The organism is Halobacillus massiliensis (genome assembly GCF_900166625.1).
Lineage (GTDB): Bacteria > Bacillota > Bacilli > Bacillales > Halobacillaceae > Halobacillus_A > Halobacillus_A massiliensis.
Genome location: NZ_LT800499.1, coordinates 2077442 through 2102670, shown reverse-complemented (window position 1 = coordinate 2102670; position 25229 = coordinate 2077442). Strand labels below are relative to the sequence as shown.

Annotated in this window: 21 protein-coding genes; 8 read left to right on the top strand and 13 right to left on the bottom strand. The window is 40.2% G+C overall.

From position 1 onward, the window contains the following. Positions 1-51 precede the first annotated feature (51 nt). Positions 52-972 carry an aldo/keto reductase gene (locus tag B7E06_RS10445; protein ID WP_082233926.1) on the top strand — a complete coding sequence of 307 codons (921 nt, stop codon included), beginning with the start codon at positions 52-54 and terminating at the stop codon, positions 970-972. A gap of 265 nt (positions 973-1237) precedes the next feature. After that, positions 1238-2911 (top strand): M4 family metallopeptidase, encoded by a 1674-nt coding sequence (locus tag B7E06_RS10440; RefSeq protein WP_082233925.1) that lies wholly within the window; start codon positions 1238-1240, stop codon positions 2909-2911. Positions 2912-3023: 112 nt separating this feature from the next. Here the strand turns inward: B7E06_RS10440 and B7E06_RS10435 are convergent, their stop codons facing one another. The 5 genes from B7E06_RS10435 to B7E06_RS10415 form a co-directional block, all read right to left on the bottom strand. Beyond that, positions 3024-3248 (bottom strand): DUF3886 domain-containing protein, encoded by a 225-nt coding sequence (locus B7E06_RS10435; protein WP_082233924.1) that lies wholly within the window; start codon positions 3246-3248, stop codon positions 3024-3026. After that, a complete protein-coding gene (locus B7E06_RS10430; protein WP_082233923.1) occupies positions 3245-3580 on the bottom strand; it encodes an iron-sulfur cluster biosynthesis family protein in 336 nt (111 codons plus the stop codon). The genes B7E06_RS10435 and B7E06_RS10430 overlap by 4 nt, the downstream gene beginning before the upstream one ends. A 53-nt stretch (positions 3581-3633) precedes the next feature. Then, complete coding sequence (locus B7E06_RS10425; protein WP_082233922.1) at positions 3634-4428, bottom strand: SDR family NAD(P)-dependent oxidoreductase; 795 nt, start codon at positions 4426-4428, stop codon at positions 3634-3636. A gap of 4 nt (positions 4429-4432) precedes the next feature. After that, positions 4433-5395: an MBL fold metallo-hydrolase gene (locus B7E06_RS10420; protein ID WP_082233921.1), complete on the bottom strand. Its 963-nt coding sequence runs from the start codon at positions 5393-5395 to the stop codon at positions 4433-4435. A 127-nt stretch (positions 5396-5522) separates the two neighbouring features. Next, positions 5523-7139: a M20/M25/M40 family metallo-hydrolase gene (locus B7E06_RS10415; protein ID WP_082233920.1), complete on the bottom strand. Its 1617-nt coding sequence runs from the start codon at positions 7137-7139 to the stop codon at positions 5523-5525. An 84-nt stretch (positions 7140-7223) separates the two neighbouring features. On the opposite strand from B7E06_RS10415, the gene B7E06_RS10410 reads away from it, so the two are divergent. The 5 genes from B7E06_RS10410 (at position 7224) to ppc (ending at position 13963) form a co-directional block, all read left to right on the top strand. Further along, positions 7224-7973, top strand: a complete 750-nt coding sequence (locus B7E06_RS10410; RefSeq protein WP_082233919.1) for a glycerophosphodiester phosphodiesterase — start codon at positions 7224-7226, stop codon at positions 7971-7973. A gap of 418 nt (positions 7974-8391) precedes the next feature. Then, positions 8392-9327, top strand: a complete 936-nt coding sequence (rnz, locus tag B7E06_RS10405; RefSeq protein WP_082233918.1) for a ribonuclease Z — start codon at positions 8392-8394, stop codon at positions 9325-9327. Continuing rightward, positions 9327-10688, top strand: a complete 1362-nt coding sequence (locus B7E06_RS10400) for an aldehyde dehydrogenase (protein ID WP_082233917.1) — start codon at positions 9327-9329, stop codon at positions 10686-10688. Before rnz ends, B7E06_RS10400 begins: the two co-directional genes overlap by 1 nt. 82 nt (positions 10689-10770) lie before the next feature. Next, on the top strand, positions 10771-11064 hold the full coding sequence (locus B7E06_RS10395) for a hypothetical protein (RefSeq protein ID WP_082233916.1): 294 nt from the start codon (positions 10771-10773) through the stop codon (positions 11062-11064). 139 nt (positions 11065-11203) lie between these two features. Beyond that, positions 11204-13963 (top strand): phosphoenolpyruvate carboxylase, encoded by a 2760-nt coding sequence (ppc, locus tag B7E06_RS10390; RefSeq protein ID WP_082233915.1) that lies wholly within the window; start codon positions 11204-11206, stop codon positions 13961-13963. 149 nt (positions 13964-14112) lie between these two features. On the opposite strand, the gene B7E06_RS10385 is transcribed toward ppc, so the two are convergent. From B7E06_RS10385 to B7E06_RS10365, 5 genes are all read right to left on the bottom strand, one after another. Continuing rightward, positions 14113-15384: a PucR family transcriptional regulator gene (locus tag B7E06_RS10385; RefSeq protein WP_082233914.1), complete on the bottom strand. Its 1272-nt coding sequence runs from the start codon at positions 15382-15384 to the stop codon at positions 14113-14115. Positions 15385-16322: 938 nt separating this feature from the next. Continuing rightward, positions 16323-17870 (bottom strand): L-glutamate gamma-semialdehyde dehydrogenase, encoded by a 1548-nt coding sequence (gene pruA, locus B7E06_RS10380; protein ID WP_082233913.1) that lies wholly within the window; start codon positions 17868-17870, stop codon positions 16323-16325. A 19-nt stretch (positions 17871-17889) separates the two neighbouring features. Continuing rightward, positions 17890-18807, bottom strand: coding sequence for a proline dehydrogenase family protein (locus tag B7E06_RS10375; protein WP_082233912.1), 918 nt, complete (start codon positions 18805-18807; stop codon positions 17890-17892). A gap of 242 nt (positions 18808-19049) precedes the next feature. Then, positions 19050-19352: a MerR family transcriptional regulator gene (locus B7E06_RS10370; RefSeq protein ID WP_082233911.1), complete on the bottom strand. Its 303-nt coding sequence runs from the start codon at positions 19350-19352 to the stop codon at positions 19050-19052. 26 nt (positions 19353-19378) lie between these two features. Beyond that, on the bottom strand, positions 19379-19606 hold the full coding sequence (locus B7E06_RS10365) for a hypothetical protein (protein ID WP_082233910.1): 228 nt from the start codon (positions 19604-19606) through the stop codon (positions 19379-19381). Between the two features lie 324 nt (positions 19607-19930). Here B7E06_RS10365 and B7E06_RS10360 point away from each other — a divergent pair, with 324 nt between their 5' ends. Continuing rightward, complete coding sequence (locus B7E06_RS10360) at positions 19931-20941, top strand: S8 family peptidase (RefSeq protein ID WP_082233909.1); 1011 nt, start codon at positions 19931-19933, stop codon at positions 20939-20941. A 157-nt stretch (positions 20942-21098) separates the two neighbouring features. Here B7E06_RS10360 and B7E06_RS10355 read toward each other — a convergent pair whose 3' ends face one another. The 3 genes from B7E06_RS10355 to B7E06_RS10345 form a co-directional block, all read right to left on the bottom strand. Continuing rightward, entirely contained in the window at positions 21099-22343 is a 1245-nt protein-coding gene (locus B7E06_RS10355) for a DNA polymerase IV (protein WP_082233908.1), read from the bottom strand. 141 nt (positions 22344-22484) lie between these two features. Beyond that, positions 22485-23612, bottom strand: coding sequence for a M20/M25/M40 family metallo-hydrolase (locus B7E06_RS10350; protein ID WP_082233907.1), 1128 nt, complete (start codon positions 23610-23612; stop codon positions 22485-22487). Positions 23613-23678: 66 nt separating this feature from the next. Then, complete coding sequence (locus tag B7E06_RS10345) at positions 23679-25226, bottom strand: acyl-CoA carboxylase subunit beta (protein ID WP_082233906.1); 1548 nt, start codon at positions 25224-25226, stop codon at positions 23679-23681. Between the last annotated feature and the right edge of the window lie 3 nt (positions 25227-25229).

Here is a 25229-nt window from a genome sequence, read left to right as displayed (position 1 = left end):
GATGGTAAATTATCCGTTTTAAAACTCTCAAGTGAAAGGAAGTTCAACTTTATGAATAAAAGACAAATTGGAAATTCTGATCTGCATGTTTCTGAAATAGGTCTTGGCTGTATGTCGCTGGGTTCAGACTATAACAAGGCCAAAGAAATCATAGACCGTGCGCTCGATGCGGGGATTAATTATTTGGATACTGCCGACTTATATGACTTTGGTGAAAATGAACGCATTGTCGGTGAAGCGATAAAAGACCGCAGGGAAGAAGTCATTCTCGGAACAAAAGTCGGCAATAATTTCACGCCGGGTCAAGAAGGCTGGACATGGGATCCTTCAAAAAAACATATAAAAAGCGGTGTAAAAGACAGCCTACAGCGGCTGGGGACTGACTATATAGACTTGTACCAGCTTCATGGAGGAACGATTGAAGATCCTATAGACGAAACGATTGAAGCTTTTGAAGAACTGAAAAAGGAAGGATTGATTCGAGAGTATGGAATCTCTTCGATCCGTCCTAATGTTATTAGGGAATTTGTGAGAAATTCTTCAATTGTTAGTGTCATGATGCAGTACAACCTTCTTGACAGAAGACCAGAGGAAGAAATTCTCAATCTCCTAACAGAGAACAACATCAGCGTTTTGGCCCGGGGGCCGATGGCTAAAGGAATGCTTTCCTCTAATGCTGAAGAAAAGGTAAATGAAAAAGGAAAAGAAGGTTTTCTTGAATACAGTTATGAAGAACTGCTGGCCATTGAGAAAAAGTGGCGGGACTACCAGAGTGAAGATCGTACGGCTGAAGCCCTGGCCCTGCAATATATCCTGTACCACTCTTCTGTAGCTACTGCCGTCTTTGGTGCCAGTTCAGTTGAGCAGCTTGAGAAAAACCTGACCTACCTTTCTGCCACCCCAATCACTGATCAAATATTCGGTGAAGTACAATCCATGACGAAACCTCTTAAATATGATAAGCACCGTTAAGAGTAAAAAACCTTAAAGATTAAATTAATCTTTAAGGTTTTTTTATTTTTATATAAAATTTCGTAATACGAAATTTCCTACTTAAAGATTATTTACTTTTTTTCTCTGAAATGATTTTTCAAACTTAAGATCTCTTAAACTAACGATCAACCTACAATAGTTGGAAATATTAATAATTTTCTAAATTAATAAACAGTTCAAAATACTCTATAGTTATTTTCTATATTTTTCTATAATTGTTTTATTATATCTTAGGAGGAATTTTATGAAAAAGAAACATGTATTGCCAGCAGCTGTCCTTTCTTCTGCACTTCTAATGGGCATGGTTTCCCCTTTGCAGTCGGACGCAGTAAGTACTCAATCCGTCCCCTCATACTCACAGGCTAATAAAGAGAAAGCAGATACAGGTAAACCTTTCTTCGTTAAAGAAAAACAAGCTAAGAAACAAAATGAAGCTAATGCCCAAAATGCTTTAAATTTCTTAAAAGAAAATAGTAATAAATATAAAATAAATGTGCCGGAAAAGAACTTGAAATCTAAAGAAGTAAAAACCGATGACTTGAAAATGAAGCATGTTAAATTACAGCAGATAAAGAATGGAGTTCCCGTTGAAGGACATGAAATAGCTGTTACTTATGACAAGGAAAACAAGATCCAATCTGTAAACGGACAATTTAGTGACTCTGTAGAAGAGGATAATATATCTACAAAAGCTTCCCTATCAAAAGTTGAAAGTATTTCCATTGCAAAACAGTCTGTAAAAGCGACGAATGATCTAGTGGAAAGCCCTTCTTCAGAGCTCGTAATTTATCCATTTAATGATAAGAACTACCTTACCTACAAGGTAAATGTAAACTTCATGGGAGAAGATCCAGGCAACTGGTTTGTGTATGTCGATGCTAAATCAGGTGAGATTGTTGACCAATACAACGCTCTCATGCATGCAGACGAATATAAGTCCGCTAACGGTGCCGGTTTAGGGGTACTAGGTGAACATAGAAATTTACATATCAGTCATAAAAATGATAGAAATTCAAAGGGTACAGAATTCTACCTTTATGATACAACTCATAATGGACTAGAAGGTATCATGACATATGATATGAAAAATCAATTTAGTGGTTCTGCAGAGCTTTATAAGAATAATAGTGCTTCCTTTAAGGACGACTACGATAGACCTGCAGTAGACGCACACTACAACTCAGAAGAAGTGTACGATTACTATTTAGAAGAACATGGCCGCAATTCTATCGATGATGAAGGAATGGCCATTATGTCTGTTGTCCATTTTGGTGAAGATTATAATAACGCCTTTTGGAACGGCAGTTATATGACTTATGGAGACGGTGATGGAGAATTTATGGTACCGTTATCGGCTGGATTGGATGTTGCGGCCCATGAGATGACCCATGGTGTCACTACACATACGGCTAATTTAAGATACCGTAACCAGTCAGGCGCCCTTAATGAAGCTTTTTCAGATATTTTCGGAGCACTAGTGGATGATGAAGATTGGGAGGTTGGTGAAGATATTATGGGAGAAGATGCAAAATCTTCCGGAAGAACTTCTCTTCGCAGTTTAAGCGATCCAAGCAAATATCCAGTTAATGCAGCCTATGTGCCTTACGGCGATGGCAGCGGTATGTATCCTTCACACATGGATGAATATTATGACCTTCCACTAAACCTGGATAATGGAGGCGTTCATATTAACTCCTCTATTATTAACCATGCCGCTTATATTACAGGGGAACAGATTGGAAAAGAAAAGCTTGGACAAATTTACTACCGTGCCTTAAATGAGTATTTAACACCGAATTCTGATTTCAGCCATGCACGAGAAGTTCTGATTCAATCTGCTGTTGATATCTACGGGGAAGGCAGCGAAGAAGCCAAGGCTACTGAAGACGGCCTCAATCAAGTAGGCATTACCGAATAACCTTGTGGAGTGAAATGTATAATATAGAGTGCTAATAAAGAAGGAACCCTCGGTGTAAAACCATAGGGTTCCTTCTTTATTAATAAATTTATTAAATGGTACTGTTCATGTTTTATTTGAAAGATTTCCAGTCCATTTCACTTTCATTGAAAAGGTCCTCAAAGCTTTTATTCTCTTCCTGTTTTTTTCTCTGCTGGATTCTCTTTTTCTTTTCTTTTTCCGCACGTTCTTCTTCCTGCTGCTTTAACTGCTTCTTTTTATTTTGAAGCTTCTCCGCAATATCCTCACTAATAGATTGTCTCAGTAACTCTTCTTCTTTTCGCTTCCTATTACTCATAGATATACCTCTTTTGTCACACTGGCCACAGGGATGATCGGAGTTAGAATTCCTTCAGGGCTGGAAAGCCTGAATGTTCCCTTTGTAAAAGCAAGCTTCATGTCTTTTTGAAAGAAAACAGCCTGCTGCTTATCTATAATCACATGAAAATCTTCATTTTCCACTGTTTCATCCTTCTCTTCTCTTACAAGATCCGTAAACCGAATAGTCGGCTGTCCATTGACCCCACAGCCCATGCCTGCCGTATCGTAATAGAGACGAAGAGCGGTATGGTTGCTGGTTTTTACCTGTTTTAGCTCTTTCAATGCATCTTCTGTAATCGTCAGCTTCATCTTATATCCCCTCCTGTTTCCATATTAGAAAATAAGGCTCATCCATGCAAAAATTATTTACTGGCAAACTGCCTGGCAAACAATCTTTCTATAAGGGAAGGCATAATTTGATACACTTTACTTCCAGCTTCCATCCAAATGGGCAGGTTTATTTCCCGTTTCGAAGTAAATAAATGATTTGTTATCATTCTCGCTACACTGTTTGGACTAAGCATTAAGGAAGCTATTGCTTTCTCATAATTTCCTGATGGATCCGCCTGTTTAAAAAAGTTCGTTTTTACAGGACCTAAATTAACGGTCGTTACTAGCACTCCGTCTTTCGCTCCTTCCATCCTTAAAGCATTAGAAAAACCAAGAACAGCATGCTTCGTAGCCGAATAAACAGCTGATTTAGGGGTCGCCATTTTCGCTGACTGTGAACTTATATTTACTATATGACCACTTTTCCGTTGCACAAAATGCGGCATCCAAAAATGGGATGCTCTAACTAATGCACTGAAGTTAATTTGGATCATTTGATCAATATCTTTCCAATTGCTATCAGCAACATTCTCAAATATCCCCATCCCCGCATTATTTATTAACACATCTATTACACCGATTTCTTCATTAATTTGCTTCAGCACTTTTTCCCAGTCTCTGTCACTTGATAAGTCAGCTGTATAACCTTGAACTTTGCCTCCATACGTTTTTCTTAAAGTATGACAAATGATCTCCAGTTTTTCCGTAGAACGGGCTATTAAAATTAATTGAGCCCCTTTTCCGGCTAAATGAATCGATAAGTATAAACCAATTCCGCTCGTAGCTCCTGTAATTAATATTTTTTTGTCTTTTAAATTGTCATTCATATAATCACCTGTTTACATAATAAAATTTCTGTCCACTATCAAATTGATATTGAACTTGAGAAGTAAAATCTAAGTAATCAAGCTGCCCCATTGTTTCAGATATCGTTAATCCGAACTGGCTTTCCATATGTTTTGGAAAGAGCTTCTTACAGACCTCAAAAGCTGTCAGCGGTTTTTCGATAAGCATATTTCTTACCTGCTTTGCTCTTTCTTCTTGTTTATTTAGGCGTCGCCTAATTAACTGATGTGCTTCTTTAAAGGTTTTGCCATGTCCTGGGTAAATGTCTCCTACTTCATAATTTAACAACTTCTTCAGGGACTCCCTATATTGGACCTGAGGTAGTGGACGTCTATTTTCATCAAGATAAGGTGGTTCTAGAAGTGGGTTTGAAGATATGTGAAATAACAAATGATCACCCGCAATTAAAGAACCGTCTGCTTCTCTAAATAAAGATATGTGACTTTGGGCATGACCGGGGGTTTCAATGACCTCCCACTCCTCGTGTGAAGGAATCAAGTCACCTTCCTCTAAGCGCGCAGAAAGTATACCATCACCAATGTATTTTAAAGTCTTTTTTGATTCTTCCAAAGCAGCCATGTATTGCTCTGGAACTCCTGCTTCCTTATATAATTCTTTAAAAAAGTTCTCGTATTTTTGAATAAAGACTTCATCTTTTTCAATCCATGGCTTAACCTTCTCATGCCCTAATAATTTTGCATTCGGGAATCGTTCTAACAAACCGGTATGGTCAGGATGATGATGGGTGAGCACAATTTGCTCCACATCTTCCGGACCCGTGTTATATTCTTTGAGCTGGGACTTCATAGCTTCCCATGCAGCTGTTGTTTTTACCCCCGCATCAATTAAGGTGACGGTGTCACTTCGCAGTAAGTAGGCATGGACATCGCCTACTGCATATGGAGTCGGAACAGTTATCGGTTGAATTATATCTTTAATGGTTCTCAATACTAAAGCCTCCAATAATGAATGATTGTTCATTTTTCTCATTGTAGCATGATTTTCTGGGCTATCCTATAAAAACAGCCTTAGAATATAATTAAAAAGCCGTCGAAGTTTCGACAGCTTTTTAAGATTATGATTTTAATAACTGATGGCAGCACTGTGTAAGAATAACAGGCAGTTTTTCAAAACTGTAGGTTAACTCGAGTCGTTCTGTCCACTGGTGAGGATCTTTCCCTAATGGACCAATATTAATGATCGGCATAGTGACAGAATCCATTAAATTTGAAGGCAGGCTGAATCCTTTATCCTGGATAGGCATTTGCTCGACAAGCTGTTCAATGGATGAAGAAGTTGTAACAGGCCCTATAAAGCTTAAATCGGACAATCCAGGAAAGTATTCCTGAGTGAGAACGTCGACATTATATTCTTTTTTTGCATAGTCTCTGGCAAAGCCTGCAATTTTCTTAATTAGCGGGTCATGATGAGAGGAAACCGCTGGATAGAACGGCGGGCTGTAAAAAAGCACCATCATCGGTGAAAGGTCTTTGCACAATGAAGCCAGTGTATTAACTAAAGTAGTGGAAAAATCCCTGTCTCCTTGAGATCGCTGCTTAATGAGCAGGTTAATTCTTCTTTTCACTTCCTCTTCCCCATGACGCTTTACGGCTTCTTTATAAAGTTCCTTATAAGTAATAACCTGGATGTCAGGTTCGAAGGCAGACTTCTGTTCTGCTTTTAAGTAATAACCTGCTTTTTTATAGTAATGATCAATGATTTTCTTCTTCGCACGTTGGGCGGCATTTAATAGCTTATCATTCATTTCATAAACGGATTGTTTCATAAACAGTACATTGTACATTGCAACGGCTGCCTGCGGAGTCTGTACTGAATACTCTTCCTTTAAGTCTTTTTGCATGAGGCTGATAGGCGGCGGCGTTCTGTCCCCATCCACTTCTTCTATAAATGCTTCATTCAATTCTAATTCTTTAGCAAGATAACTGATCATTAAATTTGCATTTAATCCACCAAAAGGCTCCCCTGCGTGTGTTTCTTTTCCGTAGCACAGAAATCCAGGAAGTGCTTTTCCAATAGAGCCGGTATACATATAATAGGCAGGATCTCCAGGATACTTACTGAACATCGGCTCTGTATTTACAGCAGCTTTATATGTTAGCCCATGTTCTTTCTGAAGTTCGTCAAGGACTGGCAGCGATGCAAGCATGCCTTCTGAATTGGCTTCTTCATCCGGTACAGCTATTAGCAGCAGATTTCCTTGAAACTCTCCATTCATCGCTTTCTCTAACAGTGATAAATGGACCGTTAAGCCTGCTTTCATATCCATCGTCCCCCGCCCGAATATCCAGTTTCCTGACTGAAGGTCTTTTAAAGCATCATCGGGCAGATTCTCCGTATGTTTTTGCAATTCTTGTGTAAGTTCCTTCGGGTAGAATGCAAGGTTGATTAATGATCCGTAATCCTGAACAGAAACTACATCGGCGTGAGCGATGAGGACCAGCGTCTCTTGTGAATCTCCGTTTTTTACCAATGCTGAAAGGAACTGACGACCATCATTTAACGGATGCAGTTTTAAATGGGAAGGCTGCTTTTTATAATAATCCCTGTCCTCTAAAATATAATATAAGTATTCAAAGATAGCGATTTCTGCGTTTGTGCCTGTTACACTTGGGTATTCCACTAAAGAACACAGCAGATCTGTTAATTGCTGCTTCGTTTGCCATTTATCCATTACACATAAACTCCCTTACATTGACTTTTTGAGATTCATCCTTCAAAATCATATCTTATTAATAGTCCAAAGAGGTGAAACCGTATGGCGAAAACTTTAATTTATGCCCATAGGGGAGCCAGCCGGATGGCCCCTGAAAATACAATGGCGGCTTATCAGCTGGCAAGTGATGCTGGTGCAGACGGTCTTGAGATTGATGTTCAGCTTACTAAAGATAATATACCTGTGCTGATCCATGATGAAACAGTTCGCCGTACTACAAATGGTACCGGATTTGTGCAGGATTATACGGGTGAGCAGATAAAAAAACTAGATGCCGGCAGCTGGTTTTCTACAAAATATTCTGACTGTTCCATTTTAACATTGGAAGAATTTCTTTGCTGGTTTAAACCTCTTCCTATGGTATTAAATGTAGAATTAAAAACAAATGTCATTGAGTATAAAAAAATTGAAGAAATCGTGCTGGATTTGCTTAAAAAGTATGATGTGCTCTATCGCACGGTCATATCCAGTTTCAACTTAAACAGTGTGACCAGAGTTCATGAGCTTAATAAAAAAGTCCCTACTGCCTTTTTAACTTCTACGGCCCGGAGAAACCTTCCAAACTTTGCTCAGGAGCACGGCGCTTCAGATCTTCATGTGAAATATCGTCTCCTTGATCGAAAGCTATTAGATCAGTGTCAAAAAGAAAAAATGCCGCTGCGGGTTTACACGATTAATCGCTATAGTTATATGGCCAAATGTTTCAGACTTGGCTGTGATGGTATTTTTACAGATGTACCTCATCAAGCTGTCGCCTACAGGGATAAAATCCAAAACAGCAGAACCCTTTGAGCTGATAAGTTCTCTCCTCTATCACTCATTTGATCAGGAAAATGGAAGAAATAATGACAGTTTCGTTTAATGGAGTAAAAGCCATGCGGCTGGTATTTCTATGGGAGAAAAGAACAGGGTAAGATCGCAAAAGGCTTTAGCGTATGGAAGCTTACCGTTCGTCCATGGTTCCCCATGTCGGCTTCTACATATTCAGGTAAACGGAACGGAATCCTCAATTTTGAAAATCAAAGAAGCCATTATAGGAACATAGAAAAGACAAACAATTTGCGGACTTGCTTTTAACTGGCGCTAAAAAGCGTCAGTTTTTCTTTTATTTATGGCAGTTTACTGGCGAGTTAGATTTCCCTAACGAATAGTATTTTATGTGTACCCGCTGCCCTTAGGTGGTATTATAGTTAGGAAGGAGGATACATATATGGAATTATATTTTCTTGGTACAGGATCAGGTGTACCCTCTAAAGAACGGAACGTTTCTTCCCTTGTACTTCGACTGTTAGAAGAACGCGGCACCACTTGGGTGTTCGATTGTGGAGAAGCCACCCAGCACCAAATCCTCAAAACAAATATCCGTCCGCGGAGAATTGAAAAAATATTTATCACCCACCTGCACGGCGACCACTTATATGGGCTGCCAGGTTTATTAAGCAGCCGCTCTTTCCAGGGCGGGGAAACCCCTGTTACTGTTTACGGACCTAAGGGTATAAAAGAATACATTGAGGTAAGTCTCAGAATCAGTGGCACCCGCTTGAAATACCCTCTCCATATCCTCGAAATTGAGGAAGGAATCCTTTTTGAAGATGATGATTTTCAAGTAGAAGCTGTTCGTCTCCTTCACGGTCTGGACAGTTACGGCTATTTCATTAAAGAAAAAGATAAACTAGGTGAGCTATTGCCGGATATGCTTAAAGAGCTGGGCATTCAGCCGGGTCCGCTCTATCAGAAGATCAAACAGCAGGATAAGACAGTTTTGGACGATGGTACTACGATTTACCGGGCAGAAGTGACGGGTCCTCCCAAAAGAGGAAGAAGACTGGCGATTTTAGGGGATACTCGCTTCTTATCCAAGCTTAAAGAGCCGCTGTATGGGTTTGACCTGCTTGTTCATGAAGGTACATTTGCCAGTAATGAAGAAGCTATGGCCCACGATTATTTCCATTCTACAGTAGAACAGGCTGCTACTCTGGCGAAAGAGTCTCATGTAGGCCAGCTGCTCCTTACACACATTTCCTCCCGTTACCATGGAGACGGCATCAGGCAGCTGGAGGAAGAGGCAAAAAAGATCTTTCCAAATACCATTATCGCATATGACTTTTACCAGCATCCACTTATCAAAATTAAGGAGGAATTTTAATGCAATCGCTTGTTAAGCTGCAAAAAGATTGGTTTAAAGAAGGTCATACGAAAAGTTACGAGTTTCGCAAAGAACAGTTAATCAAACTTAGAAAAATGCTTGAGACTTTTGAAGAACCGATATTAAAAGCTCTAAAATTTGACCTTAATAAGTCAGATTATGAGGCTTATACGGCAGAGATCGCGTTTTTAAAAATGGAAATCAAAGATCATTTAAAAAATCTGAAATCATGGATGGCACCAACGAATGTTAAAACACCCTTAACCCACACAGGCTCAAAGAACTATATTGTGAAAGAGCCGTATGGAACTGTCTTAGTCATCGCCCCATGGAATTATCCATTCCAGTTGGCCCTTGCGCCCGTAATTGGTGCGATTGCTAGTGGAAATACAGTAATTATTAAGCCTTCCGAGCTCACTCCTACTGTTTCCTGGGTAATAAAAAGAATGGTTGAGCAATACTTCCCAAGTCACTTAATTGCAGTAGTTGAAGGTGGAAAAGAAGTAACCCAGGAATTGATGGAACAGCCATTAGATTACGTTTTTTTTACAGGAAGTGTACCAGTAGGCAAAGAAATTATGAAAAAGGCCGGTGAACAGCTGATTCCAATTACTCTTGAACTCGGTGGAAAGAGTCCGGCGATTGTTCATAAAGATGCATCTGTAAATTTAGCAGCCAAGCGAATCGTATGGGGCAAATTTTTGAATGCTGGCCAGACGTGCATAGCTCCTGATTACCTTTATGTACACCATGAAATCAAAGAAGATTTAATAGAAGCTGTTAAGAAATATATTTATGAATTTTACGGAGAGCAGTCTCTTCTCAACGAGGATTATGTAAAAATAGTCAACAAGGCTCATTTTGACCGGCTTTCCAGCTTGCTTGATGATGGTAACATCCTGGTCGGCGGACGTATAGATTCTAAAAATCTAAAAATTGAACCCACGGTTATTGATCAGGTAACTTGGACGGACAAAATAATGGCGGATGAAATTTTCGGTCCTGTTCTTCCCGTCCTAACCTATGATGACTTAGATGAAGTAATCGACCAGATCGGCAGTCAGCCCAAACCTCTTGCCCTCTACTACTTTGGGGAAAATGAAAAAGACCAAAGAAAAGTAACCGAATCTCTTTCTTTTGGCGGTGGATGTATCAATGACACGCTCTATCATATATTAAATCCCCACCTGCCTTTTGGCGGGGTGGGAAGCTCTGGAATTGGAAGCTATCATGGAAAGGCAAGTTTTGATACTTTTACTCATGAAAAGGGCATTACTAAGCAGACTACTAAATTTGACCAGAATTTTCGTTATCCCGGCTCTCAAATAGGCTTAAAAGTCATCAAAAAAGTATTAGGTTAAAGATTACGAAAGTCGCCCTTATCCGGCGGCTTTCTTTGAAACCTGGTATTTCCTCGTGATATCAAATGAAAGGAGAGAGAAAATGGATCGTAAAGAAATAGATGAAAAAGTCATTCAGCAATACGTGAAGGATGAAGAAACAATGATTCTTATTTTTGCACAATGGTGCATCAATAATGATCTCGATCCTTTGAGGCTATACAAAAAAGCTTATCCGCAGCAAGGGGAGAATAAAAAACTGCTAAAAGCGTTAGAAGAAACAATTCCCAAAAAAGATGCTGACCCTATTTCAAGCAGTGTATTGATTGAAGTACTTTCACTCTTTGGAAATGATGATCTTTCTTTTACCGTATCAGAATATATAAGCCACTCTTAAACATAAAAGCGCTTACACCAAGGGGTTCAGCTATACACTTCATTTGACTATCCAAAAAATTCTGATAACATTATGTGAATATAAGCGATGGTTTATCAATGCCACGCTAAATAACAAGAACATACAGGATGGTGAAATCATGAAATTACAGCAGCAAAAAAGTGACCATACCACGCCATTAAGGCGTGATGTCAATTTACTCGGCAGTATACTCGGAGATATTCTTGTCCATCATGGGGGAGAAAAATTACTTAACAAAGTAGAAAACATCAGAAAACTGACGAAAGAAATTCGAAGCAATCAGAATTATGAAGCATACACCCAATTAAAAGAGGAAATCAAAGATTTAAAGCCTCCTCTTCGTTCTCAGGTCATTCGGGCATTCTCCATTTACTTTCACCTCGTAAACATCGCTGAGCAAAATCACCGTATTCGCCGACGCAGAGAGTATCAGCTTCGGGAAGACCACGGAGCACAGCCATATTCACTTGAAAGTGCCGTATTAAACCTTAAAGAAAATAATATCGATAAGACTGTAATTCAAGACGTATTAAATACCTTATCACTGGAATTGATTATTACGGCACACCCTACAGAAGCAACAAAACGGACCGTACTTGAAATTCAGAAACGAATTGCCGGTATATTGAAAGAACTGGACAGCGCACAGCTTACGAAGGGTGAAAAAGAAAACCTGGAAGAAAGCCTGTTTAATGAAGTGACTGTACTCTGGCAGACGGACGAGCTCCGTGAGAGGAAACCTACAGTAATGGATGAAGTTCGCAACGGGCTTTATTATTTTGATCAGACTTTATTCGATGTACTTCCTGACATTCATCAGGAATTAGAAAACCGTCTGTCAGAAGTCTATCCAGAAGAAAATTGGCAAGTACCGAATATTCTCCATTTCGGATCCTGGATCGGCGGCGACCGTGATGGCAACCCAAATGTAACACCTGATATTACTTGGGACACATTAAAAAAGCAGCGCCAGCTCGTACTGAAAAAGTATGAAGCCGTTCTTATTGAATTAATGAAGCGGTTCAGCCATTCTACTAACCGAATCCATATAAGTGAAAGCTTCATCCAGTCGGTGACGGAAGATGAGAAACATCTTCCTAAAGACAAAGTGTGGCGAGCAGAAAGTGAAATCTATCGTCGCAAGTTTGCCATTATTTTAGAAAAAATTAGACAAGTCGGAAAGTCGGAACATGGATACGATACAGCAGAGGAGCTGCTTGATGATCTTTATGAAATTCAAAACTCGGTTAAAGAACATCACCCGACAAAACATGAATTAAAAATGCTTCAAAAGCTTGTCCGCCAGGTTAAATTATTTGGGTTCCACTTAGCTACACTTGATATAAGAAACCATAGCGGCGAACATGAATCAGCAATTGATGAGCTCCTTAAAAATGTCGGAATTACCGAAGACTATTCTCAACTTCCTGAAAATGAAAAAGTGAAGCTTCTGGAAAATGTGCTGAAGGATCCACGTCCAATCACATTGTTAAATGAAGATTATTCTGAAGAAACCCAAGAAATGCTGAAAGTCTTTCATCTTATTCGCGAAGCACACAAGGAATTTGGAGAACGATCCATACAGGTTTACTTAATTAGTATGACAGAATCTGCAAGCGATCTTCTGGAAGTCCTCGTTCTTGCGAAAGAGGCAGGAATTTACCGGCTTCATACAAACGGCGAAATTGAAAGCAGTTTGAACGTGGCTCCCCTTCTTGAGACAGTTGATGATTTAAAAGCCGGGCCTGAAATATTAAAGTCGTTATTTGAAATGGACGTATATCGCAAACACCTTAATAATCTAGGCAGTAATCAGGAAATCATGCTTGGATATTCGGATGGAAGTAAAGATGGAGGCACACTGACTGCCAACTGGAGGCTTTATAAAGCTCAGCAGGAAATCCATGACATGGCAAAAGAATATAATGTCGGATTAAAATTCTTCCACGGCCGCGGAGGATCTCTTGGACGAGGCGGCGGCCCTTTAAACCGCAGCATCGCTTCCCAACCGCTTGACACTCTCGGAGATGGTGTGAAAATTACTGAGCAGGGAGAAGTTTTATCCTCCCGCTATCTAATTAGAGAAATTGCTTATCGCAGTCTTGAGCAAGGTATTTCCACCCTGCTGGAAGGTGCTGCAAACATCTCTAAAGAAACAGAACAAGCGAATAGTTGGGATGACCTATGGGAAGATGTAATGGAAACTGCAGCTAATGTATCGCTTGAAAAGTATCAATCTCTCGTCTTTAAAGATGAAGATTTCTTAACTTATTTCAATGACGTCACACCACTTCAGGAAATCAGCGAATTGAATATCGGTTCGCGTCCAATGAAGAGAAAAGACAGTACAAAATTTGAAAACTTAAGAGCGATCCCATGGGTGTTTGCCTGGACACAGAATCGCCAGCTCATTCCTGCCTGGTATGCGTCAGGAACTGGACTTAAGGAGTTTGCTGATCAGGATGAGAAAAACCTTACACACCTGCAGAACATGTATAATAATTGGCCGTTCTTCCGCTCAACGATTGATAACCTGCAGATGGCGCTGACGAAAGCAGATCTATTTACAGCAAAAGAGTACACTGAGCTTGCAGGAGATAAGGATATGGGTGAAAGAATCTTTAATAACATTGCAGAAGAATATGAAAAGACTAAAGATATTTTGCTGAAAATTACGGGTGACAATGAATTATTGGATCATCAACCTACGATCCAGGAATCTGTTAAGCTCCGTAATCCCTATGTCGATCCATTGAATTTCCTGCAAGTAGAGTTAATAAAAAATTTAAGAAACCATGAAAACGGACATGACGAATTGCTGACAGAAGTACTGCTTACAATAAGCGGTATTGCTGCTGGTCTTCGAAATACAGGTTGATACAGCTAAAGCCCGGGATTTCCCGGGCTTTTTCTTTTTGAGCTCAGCTTTTTGAAATTTAAAGGCTGGGAAATCGCCCAGCTAAAAATGAACCATTTCCCAGCCTCTTCTCCCATTCATAAGCTGGAATAACTTTTAATATCCATTAATTAATTTACTTTTAATGCTTCCGTGTAACGTTTGTAGTAAGCATCCACATTATTTAACAGCAGAAGTTCTGTATATAAATAGCTTTTCATATTAAAATCATTAAAATCTATATTCGTTAATTCCTGAATTTGCTTAATTCGATAGTTTAATGTATTAGGATGAATAAAAAGAGCATTAGCCGTAAGCTTCGCTTTCCCATTATTAGCCAGGTAAACTTCAAGCGTCTGTAAGAGGTTGGTTTGTTTCTTTAAATCATTCGCCATCAGGTTGAGAAGGTCTTCACTATAATAATCTTCTGAGCTGTTTTTCTCATAAAGAGCTGCGACATAACGATAAATTCCTAATTTCGCAAATTCTCGTGGCATTGTTTCAGGACGGGGGGTTATAAAGTTGGCGGTTTCAATGACCTCCAATGCTTCAAGGAAACTCTTTCTTAAGTAATATAAAGAGGTATATTCTTTCCCTATCCCGATGAAAAAGGAATAAAATTTTTCTTCACCAAATGTATTTTTTATCTCCTGAATGAAACTTCTCGAAAGGTCTCTCGAATCAAATTCTTCCTTAGCTTCTCCATGAAGAAGTAATATCATTTGAAATTCAGTTTTTAAATAGTTGACCGTATGGTGACGGGTAAAGGACTGGACAGACTCTTCGAGATAATCAAGCAAATATTTATTTTTAGGATCCGTAACAGAAAAAACAACTATGGAGAAGCGATCAGGCAGCCTCAATTTTGCCAGAGAAGCCTCATGTCGAATTTGGCTTTCACTCCCATATTCGTGGTGAAGCAGCTTCCAAAGAATCTCCTCTTTCTGACCATCCTGTGCACTCGTTCGGGCATATACATCATATATCAGCTTTCCTAGGTGTGGGGTAATCTCCTCTAAGAAGCTCAGTTCGTCAACTTCCAGGAGTTGATCAGATTCCTGCACCCATATGTAACCCATCGTATGACCGAGATGCTTCGCGGCTATGACAATCCGCTGGTGAAATCCAAATTCTTCGATGGGATGAACCCTGATTGGGTCTGTTTGTTTTTCCAGTTTTTGTACGATCCCTTCCTTTTTTAAACGGTCTATAATAAAAATCGGGCACTTTTTAGAAAGTATTGTTTTCTGCTGTGTCTGATCAAATTCCTCAAACGAAGAACTGTACGAAATTAATTCGAAATTTTTATTTTCAACAATCACGGGTTTTCCAAGTTTTGAACTGATCAATTCTGTTGCTTTATGAATATCCTCTGCTTGAAGAATTAAATCCTTTATTTCCATAAACAAACCCCATACCTTTCGAGCAGTTTTCGCTCACCTTATCTTCTATTATTATATAGGGTTATTCAATAAAGAAAAAGAAAAAGGAGGCTCCCTATTGAGGAAACTCCTTGCAGTTTTTGAAAAAATCTCTTTATGCGGTTGACCAGCAATATTCCATTCTATGAGTCCTCGAACGCAGAGCTTCCTCAGGCTTCCGGGATTTCTCTGTTCTTCTCTTCTAAGGAGGCTTCTTTAATTCTCCCTTAAACGGGAAGAGATTTCCGTTTACTATGTGTTAGAAAAAAGGGCCTGGGGAAACGACTCGCTTTCCATGGGCGAACGCTGAGCTTCCTCGGGCTTTTAGCCCTCCGGGATCTCACCCTGTTCTATCCTCCCCTAGGAGTCTCGCCCTTTCCCCCGGCCCTTCGCGTTTATTAGAAGTAATGGAACAATTAGTAAGAGAAAACTATTTTCTAGAGTAGTTACTGAAACTACTGCGTTCCGTTCATACCATCGCCGGTAAAGAGGCTGGGAAATGGCGAGACTCCTGCAGGGAGAAGAGCCAAGGTGAGATCCTCGAGTGTAACGAGCTAGCTCACCGGCTCCCCGTGGAAAGCGAGCTATTTCCCAGCCGCTTTTTCACACCTCATAAACGGAACAGCCTTCTTCCTCCTCTTAAAGAGAGATCAAGAGAAATGGCAAAACTCCTGCAGGGAGATAGAAACAGGGTGAGATCCTCGAGTGCAGCAAGCTAGCTCACCGGCCCCCCGCGGAAAGCGAGCTATTTCCCAGCCGCTTTTCTTCACACATCAATAAACGGAAAAGCCTTTTAGGAAAATTGTGAGACTCCTGTTTCTCTGCCAATGGAATAATTAATACAGAGTGTGAGTCACAGATGGTTTTTTCACTAAATACGATGAAAGGAGTTTTCCGATATGGAAAACTCCTTTGTATTACTAGTACATTTCTGAAATTGTTTTAGCATTCATATGCAAAGCTAAGTAGTCAGGTCCGCCTGCTTTAGAATCTGTACCAGACATCTTAAAGCCGCCAAACGGCTGATATCCTACAATTGCTCCAGTACAGTTACGGTTAAAGTAAAGGTTGCCGACGTGGAAATCTCTTTTCGCTTTTTCTAGATGGTCCCGATTATCAGATATGACAGCACCTGTTAAGCCGTATTCTGTATTATTCGCTATTTCAATGGCTTCATCAAAGTTACTTGCTTTTGTAAAACAGACAACAGGTCCAAAGATTTCTTCCAGCTGCATGCGGGAATTCGGTGCCAAATCAGCAAAAACGGTCGGCTCTATGAAGTAACCTTTAGAGTCATCTCCTTTACCTCCTGTCACAAGGCGTCCTTCCTCTTTTCCAATTTCAATATAGCTCATCACCTTATCATAGGCTCCCTGATCGACGACAGGCCCCATATAAACATTCTCTTCTGCTGCATTTCCCAGTGTAAGCTTCTCTGTCTTCTCTTTTACCATTTCAAGAAGTTCATCATAAACCTCTTCATGGACAACAGCACGTGAACCGGAAGAGCATTTCTGTCCAGAGAATCCAAAGGCTGATACAATAATAGCTTCTGCGGCCGTTTCAAGATTGGCTTTATTGTCGACTACAACGGTATCTTTACCACCCATTTCTGCAATAACCTGTTTGATGTGGTTTTGACCTTTCTGAATTTTTGCAGCTCTCTCGAGAATCCGTACTCCAACTTCACGGGAACCTGTAAAGGAAATAAGGGATGTTTTCGGATGATCTACAAGATAGTCTCCTACTTCTCCCCCGCTTCCAGGCACGAAGTTAAGAACACCTTTAGGAAGGCCGGCTTCTTCAAGCACTTCTACAAATTTTGCGGCAACAACAGGACTGTTGCTGGCAGGTTTCAAAACAACAGTACTTCCCGTTACGATAGGAGCTATAGTTGTTCCTGCCATAATCGCAAATGCCAAGTTCCATGGTGGAATTACAACAGCGACCCCAGTCGGTGTATAGATATAACGGTTCTGTTCACCAGGACGGCTCTCAATCGGCTTCCCATCTTTAAGCTCAATCATTTGTCTGGCGTAATACTCAAGGAAGTCAATGGCTTCTGCTGTATCTGCATCCGCTTCTTTCCACGGCTTACCTACTTCATATACAAGGTATGCAGAGAATTCGTGTTTTCTTCTTCTAATAATGCTGGCTGCACGGAATAGAATTTCAGCCCTTGCCCGCTCATCCCATTTTCTCCAGTCTTCAAATGCTGTGGCTGCTGCCTGAATGGCTTTTTCTGCAATCTCCTGATTTGCTTTTGAAACCGTACCAACAACCTGGCTGGTATCTGCAGGATTTGTGGAAACAATGGTTTCGTCTGTACGAATTCTTTCTCCATTCACGAGCAGATCATGAGTTTGACCCAGCTCTTCTTTTACTTTCTTTAAAGCATCCTCGAATGCTTTTTTATTTTCCTCTACTGTGAAATCTGTAAACGGCTCATGCTTGTAAGGTGTTACCATATTAAATCTCTCCTTTTCGTTATTTACTAAAAATTCCTTTTATTGCAAAGGCCACATTAGCCGGCCTTTCAGCTAAACGTCTCATAAAATAGCCGTACCAGTCTTCCCCATAAGGCAGATAGACACGAACTTTATATCCTTCTTTTACTAGCTGCTTTTGAGTTTCGTTTCTCATCCCATACAGCATTTGGAATTCAAACTGCTCTTTTGAAATGTCGTTTTTCTCTGCAAATTCTTTAGTATAAGCAATAATTGCATCATCATGGCTTCCTATTGCTGTGTAATGTCCACCTAGCAGATTTGCTTTTATCAGTTTTCTAAGGTTCTTATCGACATGATCTTTTTCAAGAAAAGCGACTTTTCCAGTTTCTTTATAGGCACCTTTTACGAGCCTTAAATAAGGCTGGCAGCTATTAAGCGCTTCCAGATCTTCTTCAGAACGATACAGATAAGATTGGATAACGGTTCCTAAGTTTTCATAATCCTGTTTTAATTCTTTATAGATTTCTATCGTATCTCCACAACGGCTTGAATCCTCCATATCAATGGTTACCGTTATGTTGTACTTTTTCGCCTCATCCAGAATAAGCTTCATATTTTCCATAACAAGTGCGCGATTGATATCCAGACCAAGAGAGGTCAGTTTTAAAGAGACCTCCGAGTTAAGCTCATGATGAGCAATTGAATGAATAGATTCAATGCATCCATGAGTCCGCTCTCTGGCTTCTACTTCAGAAGTTACAAATTCACCAAGGTGATCTACCGTTACATGAAGCCCGTCACGGTTGAGTTGTTGTATCACTGGAATTGCATGGGAGAATGTTTCTCCTCCTACAATCTTGTCAGCCCCAAATCTTGCTCCAAAACGTTTGGCAAACTTATCTAAAAACTTATTATTGGAGAGAAACAAGAAGAAATTTTTACTTATGGCTTCCAAGATCATCACACCCTTTCTAATCAATTACCAATGAGGGCTTTTTTATGAAAGTAGATTATTTAATCTTAAGAAAATTATAACGATTAATGTCGATTATCTGCAACGTGTCGGCGTACCAATCTTTAGACCTGAATTTTGTGTCAGAGACACAATAAATAAACGTTTAAATTACCTTTGCTAAGTAAAACGCCCTCTCAGGTTAAAAACAAAAGCACAACTCCTTAAAAGGAATTGTACTTTTATTAATGTTTTCTCATATTAAACTGGGCATTTAACTGGCCTCGGATCATATGATCCCTTACTCCTTTCTTTCTATTCCTAAGCTCTTGCTTGATTTCATATGTCTGTACACCTTCTTCACGCTTATCTGCTATCTCCATTAAAAGTTCTACATCTGTAAACGAATACTTTCTTGTACCACGTGGTGTTCGGTCAGGAAAAATCAATCCTCTAGTCTCATAGTAACGAATCATTCGGGCGGAAAGCCCTGTCAGTTCATTTACAATTCCAATGGTTATGACTTTTTTATCTTTATAAGAAGACATAGTTTACTCCTTTTACCTGACGAATTTTATTCATGAGGTGACCGGTGCTCCATTTTTTCTGCCATGTATTTAAGTTGACTGAGAGTAAAAGAAGTGTAGTGATTCTTAGAAGGCTGTAAGATACCGGCTTCAATCAATGATGTAATATAGTAATGTTTCATTTTATATACGGCGTTCCGCAGCTTGTTAGGCTCCGTAATTTCCATTAACCAGCTGCTTTCTTCTACCTGATTTGTCTGTCTATTATCTTCCATAAGATACCTCCTCTTTATCAGTAATTTCTATCAGGGGTGCAGCCTTACGTCGTCTATCTGGGTTAATTACATCATAAAGGATTTTTTTAACAATGTCAGCGCATATGTCAGAAAACCTAACACAAACATTCATTATTCCTAACAAGGATGTAAAGAATCATTACAATCCTCGCACATAAAAGTTTTCTCTTTTTTTATGTTTTTTTGAAAATTCATTCTTTCAGACCATGTGTTCGCCTTTTCCTTAAATTATAATAGAATTACGGGGTTCTCCCATTTCATCCATTTATGTCCAATGGGGATAATTAAAAAGGAGGCAGATGAATGAGTAAGATCAGACTAATTCCTTATGAGATTGATGAAATCTTTGAAACGACTACAGAAGTTCCAGAAGGTGTCCACTTAATTCAGGCTCCCGATGTATGGAAAGAGGCAGAACAAGGGAAAGGAAATGTTATAGCGATTATTGATACAGGGTGTCAGACAGATCACCCTGATCTAAAAGAGAGAATTATTGGCGGCAGAAATTTTACAGATGATCATAACGGAGATGCAAACAATTACGAAGATAATAACGGTCACGGGACGCATGTAGCGGGTACAATCGCCGCTTCGCCTATGCAGGATAACGGGGTTTATGGTGTCGCTCCTTCTGCAGACTTGTTGATTATAAAAGTATTGAGCGAAGAAGGCAGCGGAGAATATCAATGGATTATTGATGGAATTCACTATGCGATTGACTGGCAGGGCGAAAATGGTGAAAAGGTACGGGCTATTTCCATGTCTCTAGGTGGACCGTCTGATATACCAGAGTTGTATGAAGCTATAAAGAGGGCGACTGATGAGAATATTTCCGTTGTCTGCGCAGCAGGGAATGAGGGTGATGGTCGTCATGACACAGATGAATTAGCATATCCAGGTGCTTATAATGAAGTTATACAGGTTGGCGCCATTAATTTCGATAAAGAGATCGCTCCTTTCAGCAATACTAATAATGAAATCGATATTGTCGCTCCAGGAGTAAATATTTTATCGACCTATTTAGATAGTAAATATGCAAAGTTATCTGGTACTTCGATGGCTACCCCACACATATCCGGAGCTTTAGCTTTAGTGGCCAATATCTCAGAAAAACAGTTTAAACGAAAATTCACCGAAGCTGAATTGTTTGCACAGCTTGTAAAGCGTACTGTTCCGATTGGCTATCCTAAATCAGCAGAAGGAAACGGTTTACTCGCATTAGATATCCTAAGGCAGTTTGAAAAATTGTTTGAATCGTTTAATCAGACTTACAAACCGGCCCATAAAGTCCGCGCTGCCGTTAAACGCAGCTAAAATTAAAGGCTGGAATAATAACTCTCTCCATATGAAAAAGGCGCGAAATCAGAATCTCATGATTTCGCGCCTTTTTAATTAGGATCATAGTTTTCATGGGGCCGCCTCCTCTCTTTTTATCATAGTCAAAGAGGATGAGAATACAGCCCTTATCTTATTATTTTCTGTAATCGTCTAGAAAATCCTTTTGAAAGCTGGTAGTTATATTGGTATCTGCTTTGTCAGCCAGCTTTTTAAACGTTTCTGGCCCAAACTTCTCACTCAGGTCATCAACTGCCTTATACAATTTCTCTTTCCTGGCATGTTCTTCGTAACTGAAAAGGTTAAGCTGCTGACTGATTTCTGTCTGTTCGGCGAGATCCTGAGCAGTAATTCCAAGCAATCGTACTGGTGACTGGTTCCAATGTTCATCAAATAGCTGAAGAGCCATTCGGAAAAGATTTTCTCTTGTATTAATGTAATCTGTAAGCTGACGGCTTCTAGTTATTGTCTGGCGGTCATAGTAACGAATCGTAATCTGCACATTTCTTGCAAAAACTTTCTTATTTTTCATCCGGGCTTCTACTTTTGCACAAAGCCTGTTAAACACCTGGCGAATTTCGTTGTCATCACTTGTGTCCTCTGCCAGGGTTGTGGAAGTGCCAATACTTTTAAACTCGTGGACCGCTTCAGGGTCTACCGGCCGGTTGTCGATACCATTTGCCCGGTTTCTAAGGCGCTCTCCATTTATTCCGAGCAGCTGCTTTAGTTCAAACACCGGATGTTCAGCCAGACTGCCAATAGTGTTTATTTTAATTTTTCTTAGCTTTTCTGCTGTTTTTTCCCCAACTCCATACATTTCTTCAATTGGAAGCACCCATAGTTTTTCTCGGAGGTCCCTTTTTCTTAAAATCGTTATGCCCATTGGTTTTTTCATATCTGATGCCATTTTAGCAAGGAATTTATTTGGAGCTATTCCAATGCTGCATGGAAGGTCAAGTTCATCATGTATGCGGTTCTGTATATATTGGGCGAGTTCAGGCGGCGATCCCTTTTCATGACAGTCTGTTATATCCATATAGCCTTCATCAATGGAAACCGGCTGTATGATCTCTGTCACTTCGGATAAAATTTTAAACATTTCCTTTGAGGCGGCTCTATATCTTTCAAAATTAGGCCTTCGTACAATTAAGCTCGGACAAAGACGCCTTGCTTCCCCAACAGGCATTGTGGTTTTTACACCATATTTTCTCGCCTCATAGCTGCTCGTAACCACTATCCCCCTCCGCTCCTCGGGATTACCTGCAATGGCCAGCGGTTTTCCTTTGAGAGAGGGATCGTACGCCATTTCAACAGAAGCGTAGAAACTATTCATATCGACGTGAAAGATAACCCGTCCATTCTTCGGGTACCACTTTGTCATGGCAATCCTTCCTTTTTTCGAACGTTCGTTCTTAAATTATACCATATATATATTTCAGTTCATAAAGGCATGTGGCTAGCAGGGAAAAAATAACCCCTCGGAGGATAAACCTTTTCCGAGGGGTGCGAAATTCTTTTGATTTTACTGATTTGCTGCTTCCTCAATGATCGAAGTTACAAGCTCAGCCGCTTTTTCCAACTCTTCAATGGGCATTCTTTCATTGGTCGTGTGAATTTCTTCATATCCAACGGCCAGGTTAACGGTCGGGATACCAAATCCAGCAATAATATTCGCATCGCTTCCTCCGCCGCTTGTCAGAAGTTCACTGTCTCTTCCGATTTTTCCAGCCGCGTTTCTTGCTACTTCAACAACCTGGTCCCCAGCCTGATGCTTAAATCCGGGATACATGACTTGAATGTCCAGCTCTACTTCTCCACCCATTTCTTCAGCAGTTTCCGTAAAGGCTTCTTTCATTTTTTCTACTTGTGCTTCCATTTTTTCTGTTACGAGAGAGCGTGCTTCGGCAATAATTTCCACTTGGTCACAAACGATATTTGTCTGCTGTCCGCCTTCAAATCTCCCGATATTAGCTGTAGTTTCCTTATCAATACGGCCTAAAGGCATTTTTGCAATGGCTTTTGAGGCAAGAGTAATAGCGGAGATTCCTTTTTCAGGCGCAACTCCTGCATGGGCTGTTTTACCTTTAACAATCGCTTTAATCTTCGCCTGTGTCGGTGCAGCAACGATAATATTACCAACTTTCCCATCACTGTCGATGGCATAACCGTACTTGGCTGTTAAGTTTTTACGATCAAGTGCTTTTGCACCCACAAGACCACTTTCTTCTCCCACGGTAATCACGAACTGCAGGTCGCCATGTTCAATTTTCTGCTCTTTTAGCGTACGAATGGCTTCAAGAATTGCAGCAATCCCTGCTTTATCATCCGCACCGAGGATTGTAGTACCATCAGTTACAACATACCCGTCTTTCACAGAAGGCTTTACACCTTTTCCCGGTACTACTGTATCCATATGGGAAGTAAAATAGATGGTGTCTACACCTTCTTTACTGCCTTTAAGACTGCAAATCAAGTTCCCTGCCCCATGTTCTGTGACAGATTCAGCGTCGTCCTCGAGCACTTCTAAACCCAGGTCTTCAAACTTTTTCGTTAATACTTTCGCTATGTTACCTTCATCTTTTGTCTCTGAATCAATTTGTACGAGCTCTAAAAATTCTTCTAAGACTCTTTTTTTATTAATTTCCACCATTAAAGTAAGGCCCCTTTCAATATCACTCCATTAAGTACGTTAGCTTAAATGTTTGTGACCTGTCAATTAGAGTGGAATATTTCCGTGTTTTTTATATGGACGCTCTTCATGTTTGTCCTTGAGCATATCAAGGGCCTGGATAAGCTTCACTCTTGTTTCCCGCGGATCGATCACGTCATCGACCATTCCAAGTCCTGCGGCTACATAAGGATTGGCGAATCTTTCTCTGTATTCATTGATCTTCTCATGTCTTGTCTCTTCAGGTTTATCGCTCTCGGCAATTTCCTTAGCAAAAATAATATTTGCTGCACCTTCAGGACCCATAACCGCAATTTCTGCATTCGGCCATGCAAACACAAGGTCTGCTCCGATAGATTTACTATTTAAAGCTACGTAAGCTCCACCGTAAGCTTTACGAGTAATGACGGTCAGCTTTGGTACTGTAGCTTCTGAATAAGCGTATAAAATCTTAGCGCCATGCCGGATAATTCCTCCGTGCTCCTGTTTTATGCCAGGGAAAAAACCGGTGACATCTTCAAAAGTAATCAACGGAATGTTAAAGGAATCACAGAATCTAATAAATCTGGCCGCTTTATCACTTGAATTAATATCGAGGCCGCCAGCCATATATTTCGGCTGATTCGCTACAAGCCCAACTGTCTGCCCTTTTAACCTGGCAAACCCGACGACGATATTTTTAGCGAAATCTTTATGAATTTCAAAAAATGAATGATCATCCGCTACTTCTTCAATCACTTTTCTGACATCATAAGGGCGGATCGAATCAAACGGAACTTTATCTGCGAGATTAGGCCGCAAATCCTCGCCCTCTTGAACTTCCGCAAGCGGAGGTTTTTCTTTGCTGTTTGACGGAAGATAACCCACTAAGTTTCTTACAGCATCAAGAGCAGCAGCTTCATCTTCAGCTTTAATATGGGCATTCCCGCTTAACGTGTTATGAATGTGTGCGCCGCCTAAATCTTCAGAGCTTATTTTTTCTCCGGTTACTGTTTCGATAACTTTAGGTCCCGTAATAAACATTTGAGATGTCTTTTCTACCATAATTACGAAGTCTGTAATAGCTGGAGAGTATACGGCTCCACCCGCACAGGGACCCATTATAACGCTTATCTGCGGAATGACTCCAGAATAAATCGAATTACGATAGAAGACTTGTCCATAACCGTCTAAAGAAGAAACCCCTTCCTGGATTCTAGCTCCACCTGAATCATTTAAACCAATAAATGGGGTGCCATTTTTTACAGCTAAGTCCATAACCGCGGCGATTTTTTTCGCATGCATTTCACCAAGCGCTCCGCCAAAAACCGTAAAGTCCTGAGCAAATAAATAAACAGGACGCCCGTTTATTTTACCGAACCCTGTGACCACTCCTTCCCCTGGGGCCTGCTTGCCATTCATGCCGAAGTCATCATGACGGTGTTCGATAAACGGATTTAATTCAATAAATGTTTCTTCATCAAGTAAATATTCAATCCGTTCCCGGGCTGTCCACTTTCCTTTTTCATGCTGCTTGTCAATCCGATCATCGCCACCTCCGAGCTGGATCTGTCTTCTTTTGTCATATAACTCGCTGATTTTATCATAAATATCCATTCA